The sequence below is a fragment of the Halobellus litoreus genome, from assembly GCF_024464595.1.
Lineage (GTDB): Archaea > Halobacteriota > Halobacteria > Halobacteriales > Haloferacaceae > Haloquadratum > Haloquadratum litoreum.
On the sequence record NZ_JANHAW010000002.1, the window covers coordinates 233256 to 249898 of the forward strand.

A 16643-nucleotide genomic window follows, 5' to 3' on the forward strand; every position below is an offset into this window, starting at 1 on the left:
GATCAGTCGTCTGCGGCCTCGGCGTCCCGTTCGCCGTCCTCGCCGCCGCTCCCGCCGACGCGATCCGATTTGGTCCCCCCGGTCGCGCCGTCACGCTCGCCCGTCTCGTCGCTGTCCCCGGGTCGGAAGGCGGCTTCGACGGCGGTGACGACCGCCCGCAATTCGTCGTCGTCGAGGCGGTCTGCGAACTCCTCGCGGACGAGTTTCGGCAGCGCGTAGGCGTAGCGCCCGCGACCGACGTGCTCGACGAACCCCGCACGTCGGAGGAGGCCGTTGCGGCTGTACGCGAGCTGTTTATCGCCGATTTCGCCGGCGGCGACGTGCGCGTCGACCGGATCGCAGGCGTCGATCTCGCGGTAGAACGCGAGCATTCGTCTCGCCGCGGGCGGCAGCGATCGGACGACGTCGCGGAGGCGCTCGATCACGTCCGAGCGGCCGTTCAGGACTGCCGTCTCCTCGTGGGTGCGCTCGGGGGCGACGTCGGGTTCGGGGCGGTCGTCCTCCGACTCGTCCGAGTCGTCGTCGAGCGCACCCTCGAGATCGATCTCGCCGTCGCTGCCGACGTCCATATCGAGGCCCGGATACGCGCCGGCGGCGGCCTCGCTGACGGCGACTTCCTCGTCGTCGACGGCGTCGTCTGACGGGGACGAGTCGCTGTCGGTGCCCTGACCGTCGGCCTCGGTGACGGGGACGTCCGGATCGTACTGGTCGAGCGCGGCCTGCTGCTCTTCGGGCCGGCTGAGGTTTCTCCCGCTCCCGCCGCGGTATGGCGACTCCGCCGTCTGGAACATCGCCTGCGTGAATTGCTCGGCCATCTGCGAGAGGTCGCGCGCCTCCTCGAGTTCGGCTTCGAGCTGTCTGATTTTCGTCTCTTTCTTCTCCAGTTCCTGCTTCAGATCCGCGATCTCGCTCTCCCGGCGCGCCTTCTCGTCGGAGATGTCCTGTAACTCGGAGACGAGGTCGCCGTCGATCGATTTCAGATCGGGTCGCTGGAAGTCGTCCAGCCCGGGCGTCGCGCCCGCGTCGAAGGTCCGCTTCTTGTGGAATTTGACCCGTCGGAGCGACTCCGACCAGTCCGTGACGAGGAACGCCTCGCCGTCGCCCATCTCCTCGATCGCGTCGGCGTATTCGGAGCCGAGGATGCGGCCGACGACTTTCGTGTCGTTGTTCCACGTCAACCGGTGCCAGACGAGCCAGTCGCATTGGGTGATGAAATCCTTCTTCACGTCGGCCGGACGCTGAGAGATGCCGACGATCCCCAGGCCGTGTTTCCGCCCGCGCTTGCCGATCTTGATGAGCATCTTGCCCGCTTCGGTCATCCCACCGCCCTCGGGGATGTACTCGTGGCACTCCTCGACGAGCATCAGGAACGGTTTCTTGAGTTTCTTCTCCTTGGCGAACAGTTTCTTCGCGACCTCCGTGAGCAACTCCTGGGCCTCGTCCTCTTCGAGATACCCCGAGACGTCGAGGATGATCGGAACGTTCTGTTCGAGCGCGAGGTGAGCGAGCTTCTCGGCGTGTTCGGGACTGACGACGATGTCGCACTCCTCGTCGGCCCCCGCGTGGAGGAGTTCGAACTGTTCTTTGAGGCCGTAGTATTCCCCGTCGGTGTCGACGATGAGCACGGGAAAGTTCTTCGAGAGGAGGTTCTCGATCATCACCGACGCGGTGTTCGACTTTCCGGACCCGGACTTGCCGGTGACGAACCCCCGCCCGGTGAGGATGTCGACGACGGGGAGTTCGACCTCCGTTCCCGGCTCCTGGCTCCCGTCGCCACCCGGCCCCTCGCTGACGGTCGCGACGCCGATGGTCTCGGTGTCCTCGGTCATCTATCGGGTGCTCGCCCCCGCGGGGCATAGTTCCTTCCCCGTCGACCGGCGTAGGACTCCGCTCGGTTCGGATTCGGCGTACGTTTATATGCCAGAAGGGGACCAGGGTCGCCGTGATCTGACAACTGCCCCGCGTCGGCGAGCGATCGCTCGGCACACCGACGTGGGAGCGGACGGACGAGCGTCCACTGCTGGTGTCGACTGTTCGCCAGACATAGCCTTCGAGCCCCGCGACCGCAACTCAGACGTTCTTCGACCTCTACGACCGCAACTCGGCCGTCTCTCCGTCGTGGTCCGGGTCTCACGCGCCGTCGCCGAGGTCGTCGAAGGAGAGTTGCCCCTCCGGCTCGGCGTTGACCGCGCCATCCTCGTCGATGGGAGCGGACCGCCTCTCAGCCCCCTCGCCGCCATCCACCTCGCCCCCCTCCCACCCGTCGAGCCGAGCCTGCTCGCCCGACGCGAACGACAGATTCGAGACGCGGACGCCGAGCTTGCGGACGGCCTCACCGTCGAACTCTGTGAGTAGTTCGAGCGCGACCTCCTCGACGAGTTCCGGGTCGTCGACCGGCCCCGGGAGCGACCGCTCTCGGGTGTTGACGTCGTAGGGCGGCACGACGGCCTTGATCCCGATCGTCCGGTAAGTCGCGTCTCGACTCCGAGCGCGGGCCGCCACGTCGGCCGCGAGCGCCGCGAGCGTCTCCCGCTTCTCTCCCCGGTCGTCGGTCGCCTCGGCGAACGCCGACTCCCGCGAGAGGCTCTTCGGTCGGCCGGTCGGCGTCACCTCACGGTCGTCGATCCCGCGCGCCCGGTCGTGCAGTTCCACCCCGCGGGATCCGAACGCCGAGCGGAGCGCCGTCGGGTCCGCCTCGGCGAGGTCGCCGGCGGTCTCGACGCCCATCTCCGCGAGCCGATCGGCCGTGACCGGTCCGACGCCGTGAACCGCATCGACGGGGAGCGGCGCGAGGAACTCCTCCACGTCCCCGGGTTCGACGACGACCAGGCCGTCGGGCTTGTCGTGATCGGAGGCGATCTTCGCTGCGGACATATTCGGAGCGACCCCCACGCTCGCCGGCACGCCCACCTCCCGGCCGATCCGCTGTTTCACGTGCCGTGCGTACCCCTCCGCGAGCGTCCGGTCGCCGTCTGGGACACGCCGCCAGCCGGTCTCCTCGGTGACGTCGAGGTACGCCTCGTCGATGCTCACCTCGCGGACGACGTCGGCGCACTCGTGGAGGATCTCCTTCACCGACGTCGCGACCGACTTGTAAAAGTCCAGGTCGACCGGTCGGTAGTGACCGACGTCGGCGTCGCGGTCCGCCTCCGTCGACGGCTCCGGCGTTCCGGCCTCCGCACGGGGAAGCCGTTCCAGCGCCTCCGAGATCGGCTGGGCGCTCTCGACGCCGTACTCCCGCGCCTCGTAGCTCGCGGTGGCGACCGCCCCGAAGGTTTCGCCGGACTCGTACCCCATCCCGACGACGACGGGCTCGCCGCGGAGTTCCGGCTCGCGCAGTCGCTCGCAGGAGGCGTAAAAGCAGTCCATATCGACGTGGAGGACGATTCGAGAGGGCGTCGACTCCTCGACGCCGGGGAGGGTTTCCCCGCTCATCGTCCGTCTGCCGTCTGGCCCGGGGGCCGGTCTGTGCGTGACATCGGTGCTCGTCCGCGGTCGGCGAACAGTCGTCCAGACGTGGAGCGGCCACTATAGCGTTCTCAAACCGGAGCGAAAGTGGAGCGGACCGAGTCGAACGAGACGGGCAGGCGCGACGGAACGGGTGGGATGACGGGACCTCGTGGCCGGAGCGAGCGGACTGTCGTCTTACTTCAGGCGTTCCTGCAGGAACGAGGGATGTGCCGCGGTGATGCCGTCGATCGAGAGCAACGTCTCCGAGATGACCTCGCCGAGGGCGTCGCCGTCGGGGGCTCGAACCTCGGCCATCAGCATGTGATCGCCCGACGACGTGTACAGCGACTCGACGGCGTCCAGGTCCTTGAGTTCGCGGGTCGCCTCGACGTATCGCTCCGAGGCCACGTCGAGGCCCACGAGCGCGATCGACGTCTCCGAGAGCTTCTTCGGATCGACGTCCGCGGAGTAGCCGACGATGATCCCCTCCTCTTCCATCTGTCTGATGTACTTCCGCACGGTCGGCTTCGAGACGTCCGCCCGCTCTGCGATCTCGGCGTACGACGCCTGGGCGTCCTCCTCGAGAACGTCGAGGATGCGCCCTTCCGTCGATGTGGCTTCCATACTCGTATCTTTCGGGTGGCGGAAAAAATACCTTCCGAATATGAAAACCGAACTCCCGACGACGAAACCGCCATCGGAACTGGGCGCTCGCGGCCCGGAGTCGACCCGGTTATCCAGTCGAACCGACGAATCACGCCGCGAAAGCGACCGATAATCTGCTGAAAATCCCGGGAGAGACGGGCCGCGGACGAACTCGGATAGCGCTTATTTGTGCTTGTCGAGGAACGTGTCGTAGACGCGTTCCCACTCGTAGTCGTCGTCGAAGTACCGCTCCGCGAGCGGTTCCTCGGGGATTTCGCCGATCCGCTGCTTCTCCTGTTGGTAGGACGGACGGTCCTCGTCGACGTAGTACCGACCGGTGAGGACGGTCCCCTCGTGGAGGACGTTCTCCGTCTCGTGCATCATCTCGGAGGCCTCCGAGCGATCGGTGTTGTCGAACTCGTAGTCCTCGGACTCGTTGATGTCGATGTACGGGACGTACTGCTTGGCGTCCTTGTTCCAGGTCGGACACTGCGTGAGGAAGTCGACGTGGGAGAACCCGTCGTGCTCGACGGCCTCGACGATGATGTCCTTCGCCTGGTTGGGGTTGACGGCGGCCGTCCGGGCGATGTAGGACGCGCCGGCCGTCAGCGACAGCGACAGCGGCCGGATCGGGTCCTTCGCCGACCCGTGCGGTTGGGTCTTCGACTTGTGGCCCTTCGGCGACGTCGGCGACGTCTGTCCCTTCGTCAGCCCGAAGATCTCGTTGTTGAACACGATGTAGGTCATATCGTGGTTCTCGCGGGCCGTGTGGGTGAAGTGGTTGCCGCCGATCCCGTAGCCGTCGCCGTCGCCGCCGGCGGCGACGACCGTCAGGCCGGGGTTGGCCAGTTTGGCCGCGCGGGCGACCGGCAGCGACCGGCCGTGGATCGTGTGGAAGCCGTAGCTCTCGAAGTAGCTGTTCAACTTGCCCGAGCAGCCGATGCCCGTGCAGACGAGCATCTCCTCGGGGGAAAGGCCCAGTTCGGCCGCGGCCCCTTTCAGGGCCTTCAGGACCCCGAAGTCGCCACAGCCCGGACACCACGTCGGCTGCGGTTCGAGGCCCGGCGTGTACTCGTTACGGTCGCGTTCGGCGTCTTCGCCGATTGCACTGAATGCGCTCATTGTTAATCACTCGCTGCGGGGACGAACTTGGTCTCGTGGCCGGGCAGCGTCCCGTCCTCGACGATGCTGGTGACGAACCCGTCGACGATCTCTTCGGGCTCGAAGGGGTTGCCGTTGTACTTCAGGAGGCTCGAGAGCTTCTCGCCGAAGCGACCGAGCTCCTTCTGCGTCAGACCGCGGAACTGCGCCGACGCGTTCATCTCGATGACGAGCACCTCGTCGACGCTCTGGATGAACTCGGTGACCTCCTCGACCGGATACGGTGCGAGTTCGGAGACGCCGAGCATCTTCACAGAATGGCCCGACTCGTTCAGCCGGTCGACGGCCTCTTCGGCGGTCCCCTGCTGGGAGCCGAACGTCATAATCCCGTACTCGGCCTCTTCGGGGCCGTAGTGGGTGTTCGTTCCCTCGTCGCCGTCGAGGTCGGCGCGGATCGCGTCCATCTTCTGCATCCGCCGGTCGACCTGATTGACGCGGTTGTCGGGGTCCTCCGAGATGTGACCGGCGGGCATGTGTTCGTTACCGGTCGCGAGGTACCGTCCGCCCTTCTGTCCGGGGATCGACCGCGGGCTCACGCCGTCGTCGACGTCGTACTGGAAGCGGTTGTACTTCCCGGAGGGATCGTGCGGCGCGTCCGCCAGATCGGCCTCGGCGATGACCGAACCGAGGTCCGGGTTCGGCTCCTCGTCGAAGACGCTCGCGGGGATGTTCCGCATCTCGCCGCCGTTCTTCTGGTCGTAGAGGACGATCGACGGGATCTGGTACTCGTAGGCGATCTGGAACGCCCGCCGCGTCTGCCTGTACGCTTCCTCCGCGTCCGCCGGTGCGAAGACGACCCGATGAGAGTCCCCCTGAGACGTGTACAAGACGTGTTCGAGGTCGGCCTGTTCCGGCTTCGTCGGCATTCCGGTCGATGGACCGGCGCGCATCGCCTCGACGAGGACGACCGGCGTTTCGGTCATCTCAGCGAGGCCGAGCGGTTCCGACATCAGCGCGAAGCCGCCGCCTGAGGACCCCGACATCGCCTTGACGCCGGCGTGAGAGGCACCGACCGCGAGCGCCGCTGCCGCGATCTCGTCTTCGACCTGCTCGGAGATCCCGCCGACCTCCGGGAGGTTCTGCGACATAATCGTGAAGACCTCCGTCCACGGCGTCATCGGGTAGCCGGCGATGAAGCGACAGCCCTCGTCGAGCGCGCCGTAGGCGATGGAGTCGGAGCCGGAGATGAGCACCTGTTCCTCGTCGTGCTCGCCCTCCGGCACCGATACGTCGGGGGCGTCGGCGTCGTACTCTTCGAGGACGGTCTCGTAGGCGTCGTCGAACACCGACATATTCGGCTCGAACACCTTCTCCGGCATCGAGTCCTCCATCAGGCTCTTGATGACGTCGGGTTCGATCCCGGCGATGGCACAGGTGACCGCGACGCCCGCGGTGTTCCGCATCACTTCGCGGCCGTGTTCGCGGGCCATCGTTCGGAGGTCGATATCGTAGACGTGCCACCCGTTCTCCTCGACCCGCTCGTCGAAGTCCGGGATGTCGTCGGTGTCGAGCAGCCCCGAGTCGTAGACGATGACGCCGCCCTCGTCGAGGTCCGCGAGGTTCTCCGACAGGGGTTTTACCTCCTCGTTGCCGTAATAGGCGTTCTCCTGGGGATTCCGAGCGAAGGAGTCGCCCAGCGCGAGGAGGAAGTTGTACCCGTCGCCGCGCGACTTGACTGGGTCCGACGAGACCCGAACCTCCGTGTAGGTGTGGCCGCCGCGGATGCGTGACGGGTAGTGACGATGCGTGAATACGTGTAGGCCCGCTCGCATCAGGGCCTTCGCGAAATTCTGGCTCGTCGAGGCGATTCCGTCGCCGGAACCACCCGCGATTCGCCAGATGAGTTCGTCGTCAGTCATATCTGAGCTCACGGCCCGTGTGGGCCACTACCGAAAACTTTCGGAAGGAATCGATTAAAGCCTTTGCTATAAGTTACCAAGGAAAGATGATGATGTTCCTAATATGTGTCCACAACACACGAAATATTTGTATTTAGTATTCATACGACCAGCTTCACCCCTCATATTTTAACGCGTTCGAATCACAGCCACAAAGCTTACGTATAACAGCACAACGGGCGCTGCGATACTCGCGGCTTTCTCGGTTGTTTTTGAGATTATCGGAGGGGCGTCCGATATATCCGCACTGCGCTGTTCACCCGCGAGTAGCGAAGATAGCCCCCCGTTGTGGGTACCTACTCGTTGTCGGGACTCGACGGATGGTAGTCGGTGTCGTACTCGCCGGGTTCGTCGTCGAGGCGGTCGGGGTTTATCCGTCCGCCCAGGAGCATAAAGTCGAGGATCGTGAGGTTGAGCATCGCCTCGACGACCGGCACCGCGCGCGGCGGAAGTACGGGGTCGTGGCGACCGACGACCTGGATCTCCTTCTCCTCGCCGGTCTCCCAGTCGACCGTCTTCTGCTTCTTCGGGATCGAGGTCGGCGCGTGCCAGGTGACCTCGCCGTAGATCGGCTGCCCGGTCGTGATGCCGCCCTGGAGGCCACCGTGTTTGTTGCCCTCGGGGACCGGGTCGCCGTCGGAGTCGAACTCCCAGTCCTCGTTTCTGTCCTTGCCGGCCCACTCGCGGGCCTCCTTCCCGAGCCCGAACTCGAAGGCGGTCGTCGCCGGGATCGACATCATCGCCTGGCCGAGTCGGGACGGGAACGAGTCGAACCGCGGTGCGCCGAGTCCGCGGGGGACGCCCCGCGCCTCGAAGTAGATCGATCCGCCGATGGAGTCGCCGGCCTCCTGGTACTCGTCGATCAGCTCGCGCATCTCCTCGGCGGTCTCGGGGTCGGCGCATCGAACCGGGTTCTCCTCGCTGTGTTCGAGCATCTGCTCGAAACTGACGTCGGGTGCTTCGATGTCGTCTATCTGATTCACGTGCGCCTTCACCCGAACGTCCTCGGTCTCCAAGATCTTCTTCGCGATGGCGCCCGCGGCGACCCAGTTCACCGTCTCGCGCGCCGAGGAGCGCCCGCCGCCGCCCCAGTTGCGCGTGCCGAACTTCGCCGAGTAGGTGAAGTCGCCGTGACTCGGGCGCGGGGCCGTCACGTACGGTTCGTACTTCCCCGAACGGGCGTCCTTGTTCTCGATGACCATCCCGATCGGGGTCCCAGTCGTGTACCCGTCCTGCGTCCCGGAGTTGATCGAGACCGCGTCGGGTTCGCCCCTCGAAGTCGTGATCATCGACTGGCCCGGCTTTCGTCTGTCCAGTTCCGCCTGGACGTCGTCCTCGTCGAGTTCGAGCCCGGCCGGACAGCCCGACACCGTCACGCCCATCGCGTCGCCGTGGCTCTCGCCGTAGGTGGTGACCTGGAAGAGCCGGCCGAATCGGTTCCCGTTCATTACCTCGCCGTCGTGGTTCCGGGCATATATACGTTGCAGAAAGCCGCAATCGGCGGGCGTCGAGACGAACGTACGCCCCGACTGGGGGAACGAATATGCGGCGCGCCCACGAAAGACACGTTACGGGACCTCCCGGAGCCTCGCATGGACAACATCGAATACGCGTACACTCTCGGAATGGACGACGCGGCGGTCGAAGAGCGACTGGAGACGGCCGAGACGGGCGTGCTCGCCCTCTCGGACGGGGACGACAGCTACGCGATTCCGCTCGCGCACTACTACGACGGCGAACGGCTCTACTTCCGACTCGGCGTCACCGACGGGAGTCGGAAACAGCAGTACCTCGAGACGACGGACACCGCGTCCTACGTCCTCTACGGGACCGAGGACACCGACGATCCGCGCGGGATCGACTCCTGGAGCGTCCTCGTCACCGGCCACCTCACCGAACTCCCGGAATCCGAATACGAGCGGTTCGACACCGCCGAAATAAACCGCGCGTTCTCGCCGATCCGGGTATTCGACGAGGACGTCGAAGAGATGGACATCGTCATCGTCGAACTCGAAATCGAGTCGATCACCGGACGACACACCTCGGACGCGTAGTCGGCGGGAACGCCGGCCGAACCGTTCGGCGAGACCGCCGGCCGGACCGTTCGGCGAGACCGCCAGTCGAACTACTCGGCGGGAACGCCTGCCGAACTACTCGGTGCGCTCGACGTCGACGCCGAGCGACGCCATCGCGTCGAAGAAGTCGGGGAACGACACGTCGACGTGCTCGCCGCCCTCGATGACGGTCTCGCCGTCGGCGACGAGGCCGGCGACCGCGAGCGACATCACGATCCGATGGTCCGCGCGGCCATCGACGCGGGCCCCGACGAGATCGGTCTCGCTGCCGTGGATCGTCAGGCGGTCCGCCTCTTCGGTGACCGACGCGCCCATCTTCGTCAGCTCCTCGGCCATCGCGCTCACGCGGTCGGTCTCCTTGTAGCGGACGTGCTCGCAGTTCTCGATGACGGTGTCGCCGTCGGCGACGGCCCCGAGCGCGGCGATGGTCGGGAGCAGGTCGGGCGTGTCGCCGACGTCGACGGTCGTCCCCGACAGCGACGACCGCGGAACGGTGATCTCGCCGGCCTCGCGGTCCCACTCGATCGACGCCCCCATCGATTCGAGGATTGCCACGATGGCGCTGTCGCCCTGCGCGCTCGGTCGCGCGCCCTCGACGACCACGGATTTACCGTCCGCCGCGGCGACCGCGCCCGCGGCGAGCAGATACGACATCGACGAGAAGTCCCCGGGGACGGCGTACTCGCCGCCGACCGGGTCGTAGGACTGTCCGCCGGGAACGGCAAAGCCTTCGGCCGTCCGCTCGGCCTCGATGCCGAAGTCCCGGAGGACTTCCAGCGTGATGTCGACGTACGGCGCGGACTTCAGCTCCGTCTCCAGATCGATCTCGATCCCCTCGTCGGTGACCGCGCCGGCCATCAGCAACGCGGTGATGTACTGCGAGGAGACGTCCCCCGGGATCGACACCCTTCCGCCGCCGGTGTCGCCGCCGACCACGAGGGGCGCCTGCCCGTTGCCGCGCGTCGACTCCGCGCGCCCGCCGAGCTGGTCGATGGCGTCGAGCAGGGGCCCTTGCGGTCGCGAACGGAGGGAGTCGTCGCCGGTGAAGACGCAGAGGCCGTCGGCGAGCGCGCCGCACGCGGTGACGAGGCGCGTCGTCGTCCCGGAGTTCGCGCAGTCGACGACGTCGTCCGGGACGCCCGGTCGACCGTCGAAGCCCGAGATTTCGAGCCGCGAGTCGTCGCCGGAGCGGTCGACTGACCCGCCGAAGGCTTCCACCGCGCGCATCGTCGCGCGGGTGTCGGCGCTCACGAGCGGGTCGGACACGACGGCCTCGCCGCCGTAGCCGGCCGCGAGGATCGCTCGGTGCGTGTAGCTCTTCGAGGGCGGCGCGCGGACCCGCCCCTCGACGCGCGACTGCGAGATGGTGACGTCCATACGGGTCGTTCTCGGTGGCGGGGGTATGATACTTACTGTCGGCGGCCTCGTCGCGGCCGCGCGGGAATCGCTCGTCGCGTCAGCGACGCGTCGCCAGCAGCGCGGCCGCCGCGAGGGCGGCGAGCGTCACAACCGGGCCGAACCCGGGCGAGTCGGCCGCGGTCGTCGGCGACGGCTCGGTGACCGTCTCGACTGTCGTCTGCGGTTCCGACGTCTGCTCCGCGCCGGCAGTCGCCGTCGATTCCTCGGACTGGAGCCTCCGGTACTCCGCGTAGGCCTCGGGGTGGACGTTCTCTAGGATCGTCTCGGCGGCTTGCACTGACCGCGGTGCGGGCTGCTGGAGCAGGTTCGTGTCGATGCGGATCACGTTGTCCTCCTGCACTGCGGTCGTACGCTCGTAGGCCGGCGTGTCGGGGATCGAACTCCCCGTCGGCGCGACGATCCACTCGGGGTTGATCCGAACGACCGCCTCGTCGTTGATCATCTGGAAGCCGGTGAAATCCTCCGCAGCGCCGTTCTGCAGGCCACCGGTGGTCATCACGTCGCCGATGAAGGTGTTCGCGCCGGAAGTGTAGCCGTAGAAGACGTTGAGTCCGACCGGTCGATCCGTCCCGTCGAGCGCCCGTTCCATATCGTCCACCGACTGGCGGATCTCCGCGGCGCGCTCGACGCCCGCGTCGCAGTTTCCGGTGAGTCGGCCGATCCGCTCGGTCTTGTCGGCGACGAACTCGAGCGACTCCGGCTGGCCGAATACGTACACGGGGACGCCGGTATCCCGGATCTGCTCGACCCGTTCGGCGGCAGCGCCGTAGGAACTGTTCGGGACGAGAACGAGGTCGGGGCTGGCGTTCAGCACCGTCTCCACGCTCGGCCCGCCGGCCCCGGAGACGTTCGCCCGCTTGTCTGCCCCCTCCAGGTACGAGGCGTACTGGGAGACGCCGACAACCTCGTCTCGCGCGCCAATCTCCCACATCGTCTGGGCGGCGCTCGGGTTGAGGGTCACGACCCGGTCGGGGTCGGATTCGATCGCCACGTCGGCCCCCGTGGCGTCAGTCGTCTCGTACGGGAACGTGCAGGTCGCGGTGCTGGAGTCGGTACCGGAGTCGGACCCGGAGTCCGACTGGTGATCCTGCGGCGGTGCGTCGTTGAGGGCGTCGACGCCGCTCTCCGGAGTCGTGACGTCGCCGGCGGCGACTGCTGCGGAACCACCGGACGGGTCGACCGTCGCGCCCGCGGTAGGTGCGACCGCCGTACCGAGCGCGGCGACGACCAGTAGCACCGAGAGAACGACTGCGCTGCGTTGCATACACCCCGATCCACGCTATTGCAACAAGTATTTGCCTAATCCAACTGAGGTTGAGATACTCGTGGGCATTCGAACACGCACCGTCGGCTGGTCGGGAGCCCTCCTTGGCGCACTCGTAGCCGTCGTCGTCGCCAGCGCCGGCATCGGCCCGGTGTCGATCCCGCCGGCGACGGTCGCGAAGGCGCTGCTCTCGGCGGACCCGCTCCCGTTCGCCTTCGACGTGGGACGGACGCAGCGGATCATCGTCCGCGACGTCCGCCTCCCGCGGATCGCGCTGGCGGCGTTCGTCGGGTTCGCGCTCGCGACCGCCGGGACCGTGATGCAGGGGTTCTTCCGGAACCCGATGGCCGATCCGTCGATCATCGGCGTCTCCTCTGGCGCGGCCGTCGGGGCCGTCGCGACCATCGTCCTCCCGTACGCGCTCCCGTTCGGGCTCGAACTCCAGAGCGCGGCGTTCGTCTCGGCGGTCCTCACCGCGTTCGGCGTCTACCTCATCGGGACCCGGGACGGCCGGACGCCGACCGCGACGCTGCTCCTGGCCGGCGTGGCGGTCCAGACCTTCCTGGGCGCGATCATCTCGCTCCTGCTCCTTCAGAGCGGGCAGAGCATTCGGCGCGTCGTCTACTGGCTGATGGGTCACCTCGGGGGAACGACCTGGGCCGAAGTGCGGGTGATCGCGGTCGTCCTCCCGCCGCTGTTCCTCCTCTTGCTTCTGTACGCCCGCGACCTGAACGTCCTGTTGCTCGGCGAGGAGGACGCCCACGCGCTCGGGATCGAGGTCGAGCGGACGAAGCGGCTGTTGCTCGCGGCCTCCAGCGTCGTCACCGCGGCGGCGGTCGCCGTGACCGGCGTGATCGGCTTCGTCGGGCTGATCGTCCCGCACGCGATGCGCCTCCTGGTCGGACCAGACCACCGGATCCTGCTCCCGACGAGCGCGCTCGCCGGGGCCTCCTTCCTCGTCGCGACCGACACGCTGGCGCGCTCCGGTCCCACGGAGATCCCGGTCGGCATCGTGACTGCTGCCCTCGGCGCGCCCTTCTTCCTCTATCTCCTCCGCTCGCGGGAGGTGACGGGGCTGTGAGCGATCGGGTCGGCATCGGCGGCGACGCACGAAACGGCGCCGACGACGTTCCCAACGGCACCGGCGATGCGAACGACGGACTTGGCGATGCGAACAACGTCGACGGCGACAGCCGGATCAACGCGGACGACCCACTCGTCGGCGTCGACGGTCTACAGGTCGATCTCGGCGGAAAGACGGTCCTCGACGGCGTCGACGCCGCGATCGATTCCGGCTCCTTCGTCGGCCTCGTCGGTCCCAACGGCGCCGGAAAGACCACGCTGCTCCGCACGCTCAACGGGGCGCTATCGCCGGCCTCGGGAACGGTCACCGTCGCGGGCGAACGGGTCCACGACCTCTCTTCGAAGGCCGCCAGCCGGCTCGTCGCGACGGTCCCGCAGGACACGACCGTCGCCTTCGACTTCGACGTCAGGACCGTCGTCGAAATGGGCCGAAACCCGCACCGCTCGCGGATCGGCGGGTGGGACGAGGCGGACACCGAGGCCGTCGAGCGCGCGTTCGAGTGGACTGACACCGATCAGTTCGCCGACCGCGGGATCGGGACTCTCTCCGGCGGGGAGCGCCAGCGCGTCCTCCTCGCGCGGGCGCTCGCTCAGGAGAGCCCGCTGCTCCTCCTGGACGAACCCACCGCGAGCCTCGACATCAACCACCAGGTCCGGACGCTGGAACTGGTCAGGGAACTCGTCTCCCGCGGGAAGACCGCGGTCGCGGCGATCCACGACCTGAATCTCGCGGCGCAGTACTGCGACGAACTCCTCCTGCTCTCCGACGGCGACGTCGCCGCTTCCGGGCCCCCCGAGGCGGTGCTCACCGAAGAGACGCTGAGCGGGGCTTTCGACGCCAACGCCGTCGTCTCCAGCCATCCAGTCACCGGGTCGGTGTACGTCACCGCCCTCCCGGATGGACGCCGGTCCGGGTCCGCAGCGCCGACCGGACGCGTCCACGTCGTCGGTGGCGGCGGGACCGCCGCGCGGTACCTCCACGTCCTCGATGCCGCGGGCTACGAGGTGACGGCCGGCGCGCTGAACGAGGGCGACACCGACACCGAGGCGGCGAGAAGCCTCGCGCTGGACGTCGTGACGGTCGACCCCTTCGCCGGCGTCGACAGCGAGGCCCGCGAGGCGGTCGATGAACGGATCGCCGCCGCCGATTGCGTCCTCGTCGCCGACGTGGAGGTCGGGGCGGGCAACCTCCCGAATCTCCGCGCCGCGACGAACGCCGACAGCGTCGTCCTCGTCGAGGAGCGCCCGTTCGCGGACCGAAATTTCGTCGGACCGGAGGCGACACGGGTGTACGAGGCGCTTCGCGCCCGAGGGCGCGTCGTCGAGCCGTCAGCGGTCCCCGCGGCCGTCGCTGCCGCAGTTTCGGAGTCAGCGCCCGCCGAGTCGTCGACCACCCGGCCGCACCCACCGTCGACGGACGGCGGACGCGGCACTGACGACGGTGATCGATAGTACTCCTCGGACGGCGCTTTTGTCCCCCATCGACATACGTCAGTTGGTGAGCACATCCGAACTGTCGTGGCACTGTATCACACGCGTACCGCCCTCATCGCGAGTTGACGCGTGTCGAGAGACGTATCGCCTCGGTATTGTGTTCGCACATGGCCGACACATTTTTTTAGGCGCGCCTACAAATACCGTATTGAGAGCGAGGCGGTGGTACGGTTCTCACCGTCCTCACGTGAAACAAAATGAGTGACGCCCTTCACACGCGCGCGCGAGACGGAACTGAGCGAAAACGAGAGTGGCGCGACCACGACGCGGACGCAGCGGAGAACGCCCAAACGGAGTCCGAGAAAGGGACCGAAGAGTCGAACGAAGAGGAGACGCTTCGGTGCCCCGAATGCGGTTCGACGGACCTCCAGACCGACGACGAACGGGGCGAGACCGTCTGTGGTGCCTGCGGCCTCGTCGTCGACGAGGACTCGATCGACCGCGGGCCGGAGTGGCGCGCCTTCGACAGCGCCGAACGCGACGAGAAGTCCCGCGTCGGTGCGCCGACGACGAACCTGATGCACGACAAGGGGCTGTCGACGAACATCGGCTGGCAGAACAAGGACGCCTACGGCAACTCCCTGTCGTCGACCCAGCGCCAGAAGATGCAGCGGCTGCGCACCTGGAACGAGCGCTTCCGGACGCGCGACTCCAAAGAGCGCAACCTCAAGCAGGCGCTCGGCGAGATCGATCGGATGGCCTCCGCGCTCGGCCTCCCCGAGAACGTCCGCGAGACCGCCTCGGTCATCTACCGCCGCGCCCTCGACGAGGACCTGCTCCCCGGCCGCTCCATCGAGGGGATCGCGACCGCCTCGCTGCACGCCGCCGCCCGGATGGCACAGGTCCCTCGGAGCATCGACGAGGTCGCGCGCGTCTCCCGCGTCGACGAGGACGAGTTCGAACGTGCCTACCGCTACGTGGTCCGGGAGCTCTCCCTGGAGATCCAACCGGCAGACCCCGAGGAGTACGTCCCCCGGTTCGCCTCCGACCTCGAAATCCCCAAAGAGACCGAGCGGACGGCCCGGGAACTGCTCGAAAACGCCAAGCGGAAGAACGTCCACTCGGGGAAGTCCCCGGTCGGACTCGCCGCCGCCGCCCTCTACGCCGCGGCGCAGTTGACGAACGTGGAACTGACCCAGGCGGAGGTGAGCGACGTGACTGACATCTCGGAAGTCACGATCCGCAACCGCTATCAGGAACTGCTCGAAGCCTGGGACCTCGACTCGCCGCGCGGCGGCCGGCAGAGCGCCGCCGAAGCCTGATTACGCGTCCCGCGGGGCTCGCGGAGCTACTTTTAACTGTCCGCCGCGACCCCTTAGAGCCGTATGCTCGACCGCGACGTCGACAGGATCAGAGCCGATCGCCTGCGGACCTTCGTCGAGCGTCGGACGCGTGAGGCCGAGCAGGATCGGATCGAGGCTGTCGAACGGGACAGTCCCGACGCCGCGTTCGAGGCGACGAGCAAGATCGCGGCGTACGAAGAAGTCCTGCAGTACCTCGATGCACGTACCGGTGACGACGACCTGATCGAGCGAAAATAGTCCGTCGCCGCTTCGCTGCGCCTCCCGATCGTTCGGCGGCAACGCCGAGAGCGACTGCCGGCTATCCCTCGACGATCACGACGCCCTTCATCCCGATCGTCGCGTGCGGCGTACAGTAGTACTTGACCGTTCCCGCCTCCTCGAACGGCTGGGAGAACGTGTGGCCGGCCTCCTGCACCTGTTCGGACTCGAAGGAGCCGTCCTCGGCGACGACGTTGTGGAGACTACCCTTGCCGTTCCACTCCCAGACGACCGTCGTTCCCGAGGAGACCCGTACTGCCGCCGGTCCGAATCCGAAGTTGCCGCCGTTGGCCTCCGCGCCGACGGTCACGGTCACCTCGTCGGTCCCCGTGCGGTCGACGACGCCGTCGTAGTTCGAGGTGCCCGAGAGGTAGCCGTCGAACGAGGGCGTCGATCCGCCGTTGCCGGATCCGCCGCCGGACCCGTCGCCGCTGGAACTGTCGGACCCGCCGCCATCGCCGTCGCCGCCGTCGGTTGTGCCGCCGCTGGAACCGCCCGAACACCCGGCGAGGGCGGCAGTGAGCGCGGCGGTCGCGCCGAGAACCGTCCGACGTGTGAGATTGGGTCGTGACATCAATCGCGTTAGGGTCCT

At 67.3% G+C, this 16643-nt stretch carries 14 protein-coding genes; 5 read left to right on the forward strand and 9 right to left on the reverse strand.

Annotation, left to right across the window (positions count from 1 at the left end; genetic code table 11):
* Window positions 1-2: 2 nt before the first annotated feature.
* The 6 genes from NO360_RS08740 to aroC all read right to left on the reverse strand — a co-directional run bounded on the left by NO360_RS08740 (window position 3) and on the right by aroC (window position 8602).
* Window positions 3-1829, reverse strand: a complete 1827-nt coding sequence (locus NO360_RS08740) for an ATP-binding protein (protein WP_256307407.1) — start codon at window positions 1827-1829, stop codon at window positions 3-5.
* A 301-nt stretch (window positions 1830-2130) separates the two neighbouring features.
* Window positions 2131-3435, reverse strand: a complete 1305-nt coding sequence (gene dinB / locus NO360_RS08745; protein WP_256307408.1) for a DNA polymerase IV — start codon at window positions 3433-3435, stop codon at window positions 2131-2133.
* A gap of 210 nt (window positions 3436-3645) precedes the next feature.
* Window positions 3646-4074 (reverse strand): HTH-type transcriptional regulator LrpA1, encoded by a 429-nt coding sequence (gene lrpA1, locus NO360_RS08750; protein ID WP_256307409.1) that lies wholly within the window; start codon window positions 4072-4074, stop codon window positions 3646-3648.
* A gap of 204 nt (window positions 4075-4278) precedes the next feature.
* The gene (locus NO360_RS08755; RefSeq protein WP_256307410.1) at window positions 4279-5217 is read right to left on the reverse strand and encodes a thiamine pyrophosphate-dependent enzyme; all 939 of its coding nucleotides are present in this window, start codon (window positions 5215-5217) and stop codon (window positions 4279-4281) included.
* A 2-nt stretch (window positions 5218-5219) separates the two neighbouring features.
* The gene (locus NO360_RS08760) at window positions 5220-7115 is read right to left on the reverse strand and encodes a 2-oxoacid:acceptor oxidoreductase subunit alpha (protein WP_256307411.1); all 1896 of its coding nucleotides are present in this window, start codon (window positions 7113-7115) and stop codon (window positions 5220-5222) included.
* 335 nt (window positions 7116-7450) lie between these two features.
* Window positions 7451-8602, reverse strand: a complete 1152-nt coding sequence (gene aroC / locus NO360_RS08765; protein ID WP_256307412.1) for a chorismate synthase — start codon at window positions 8600-8602, stop codon at window positions 7451-7453.
* Between the two features lie 144 nt (window positions 8603-8746).
* On the opposite strand from aroC, the gene NO360_RS08770 reads away from it, so the two are divergent.
* Window positions 8747-9208: a pyridoxamine 5'-phosphate oxidase family protein gene (locus NO360_RS08770; RefSeq protein WP_256307413.1), complete on the forward strand. Its 462-nt coding sequence runs from the start codon at window positions 8747-8749 to the stop codon at window positions 9206-9208.
* 96 nt (window positions 9209-9304) lie between these two features.
* Here the strand turns inward: NO360_RS08770 and aroA are convergent, their stop codons facing one another.
* Complete coding sequence (aroA, locus tag NO360_RS08775) at window positions 9305-10606, reverse strand: 3-phosphoshikimate 1-carboxyvinyltransferase (protein ID WP_256307414.1); 1302 nt, start codon at window positions 10604-10606, stop codon at window positions 9305-9307.
* A 79-nt stretch (window positions 10607-10685) separates the two neighbouring features.
* Complete coding sequence (locus tag NO360_RS08780) at window positions 10686-11912, reverse strand: PGF-CTERM-anchored ABC transporter substrate-binding protein (RefSeq protein WP_256307415.1); 1227 nt, start codon at window positions 11910-11912, stop codon at window positions 10686-10688.
* Window positions 11913-11973: 61 nt separating this feature from the next.
* On the opposite strand from NO360_RS08780, the gene btuC reads away from it, so the two are divergent.
* The 4 genes from btuC to NO360_RS08800 all read left to right on the forward strand — a co-directional run bounded on the left by btuC (window position 11974) and on the right by NO360_RS08800 (window position 16030).
* Window positions 11974-12993: a vitamin B12 ABC transporter permease BtuC gene (gene btuC, locus NO360_RS08785; RefSeq protein ID WP_256307417.1), complete on the forward strand. Its 1020-nt coding sequence runs from the start codon at window positions 11974-11976 to the stop codon at window positions 12991-12993.
* A 116-nt stretch (window positions 12994-13109) separates the two neighbouring features.
* The gene (locus NO360_RS08790; RefSeq protein ID WP_256308510.1) at window positions 13110-14447 is read left to right on the forward strand and encodes a heme ABC transporter ATP-binding protein; all 1338 of its coding nucleotides are present in this window, start codon (window positions 13110-13112) and stop codon (window positions 14445-14447) included.
* 239 nt (window positions 14448-14686) lie between these two features.
* Window positions 14687-15751 (forward strand): transcription initiation factor IIB, encoded by a 1065-nt coding sequence (locus tag NO360_RS08795; protein WP_256307418.1) that lies wholly within the window; start codon window positions 14687-14689, stop codon window positions 15749-15751.
* A gap of 63 nt (window positions 15752-15814) precedes the next feature.
* Window positions 15815-16030: a hypothetical protein gene (locus NO360_RS08800; RefSeq protein WP_256307419.1), complete on the forward strand. Its 216-nt coding sequence runs from the start codon at window positions 15815-15817 to the stop codon at window positions 16028-16030.
* Window positions 16031-16091: 61 nt separating this feature from the next.
* Here NO360_RS08800 and NO360_RS08805 read toward each other — a convergent pair whose 3' ends face one another.
* Complete coding sequence (locus NO360_RS08805; RefSeq protein WP_256307420.1) at window positions 16092-16625, reverse strand: halocyanin domain-containing protein; 534 nt, start codon at window positions 16623-16625, stop codon at window positions 16092-16094.
* Between the last annotated feature and the right edge of the window lie 18 nt (window positions 16626-16643).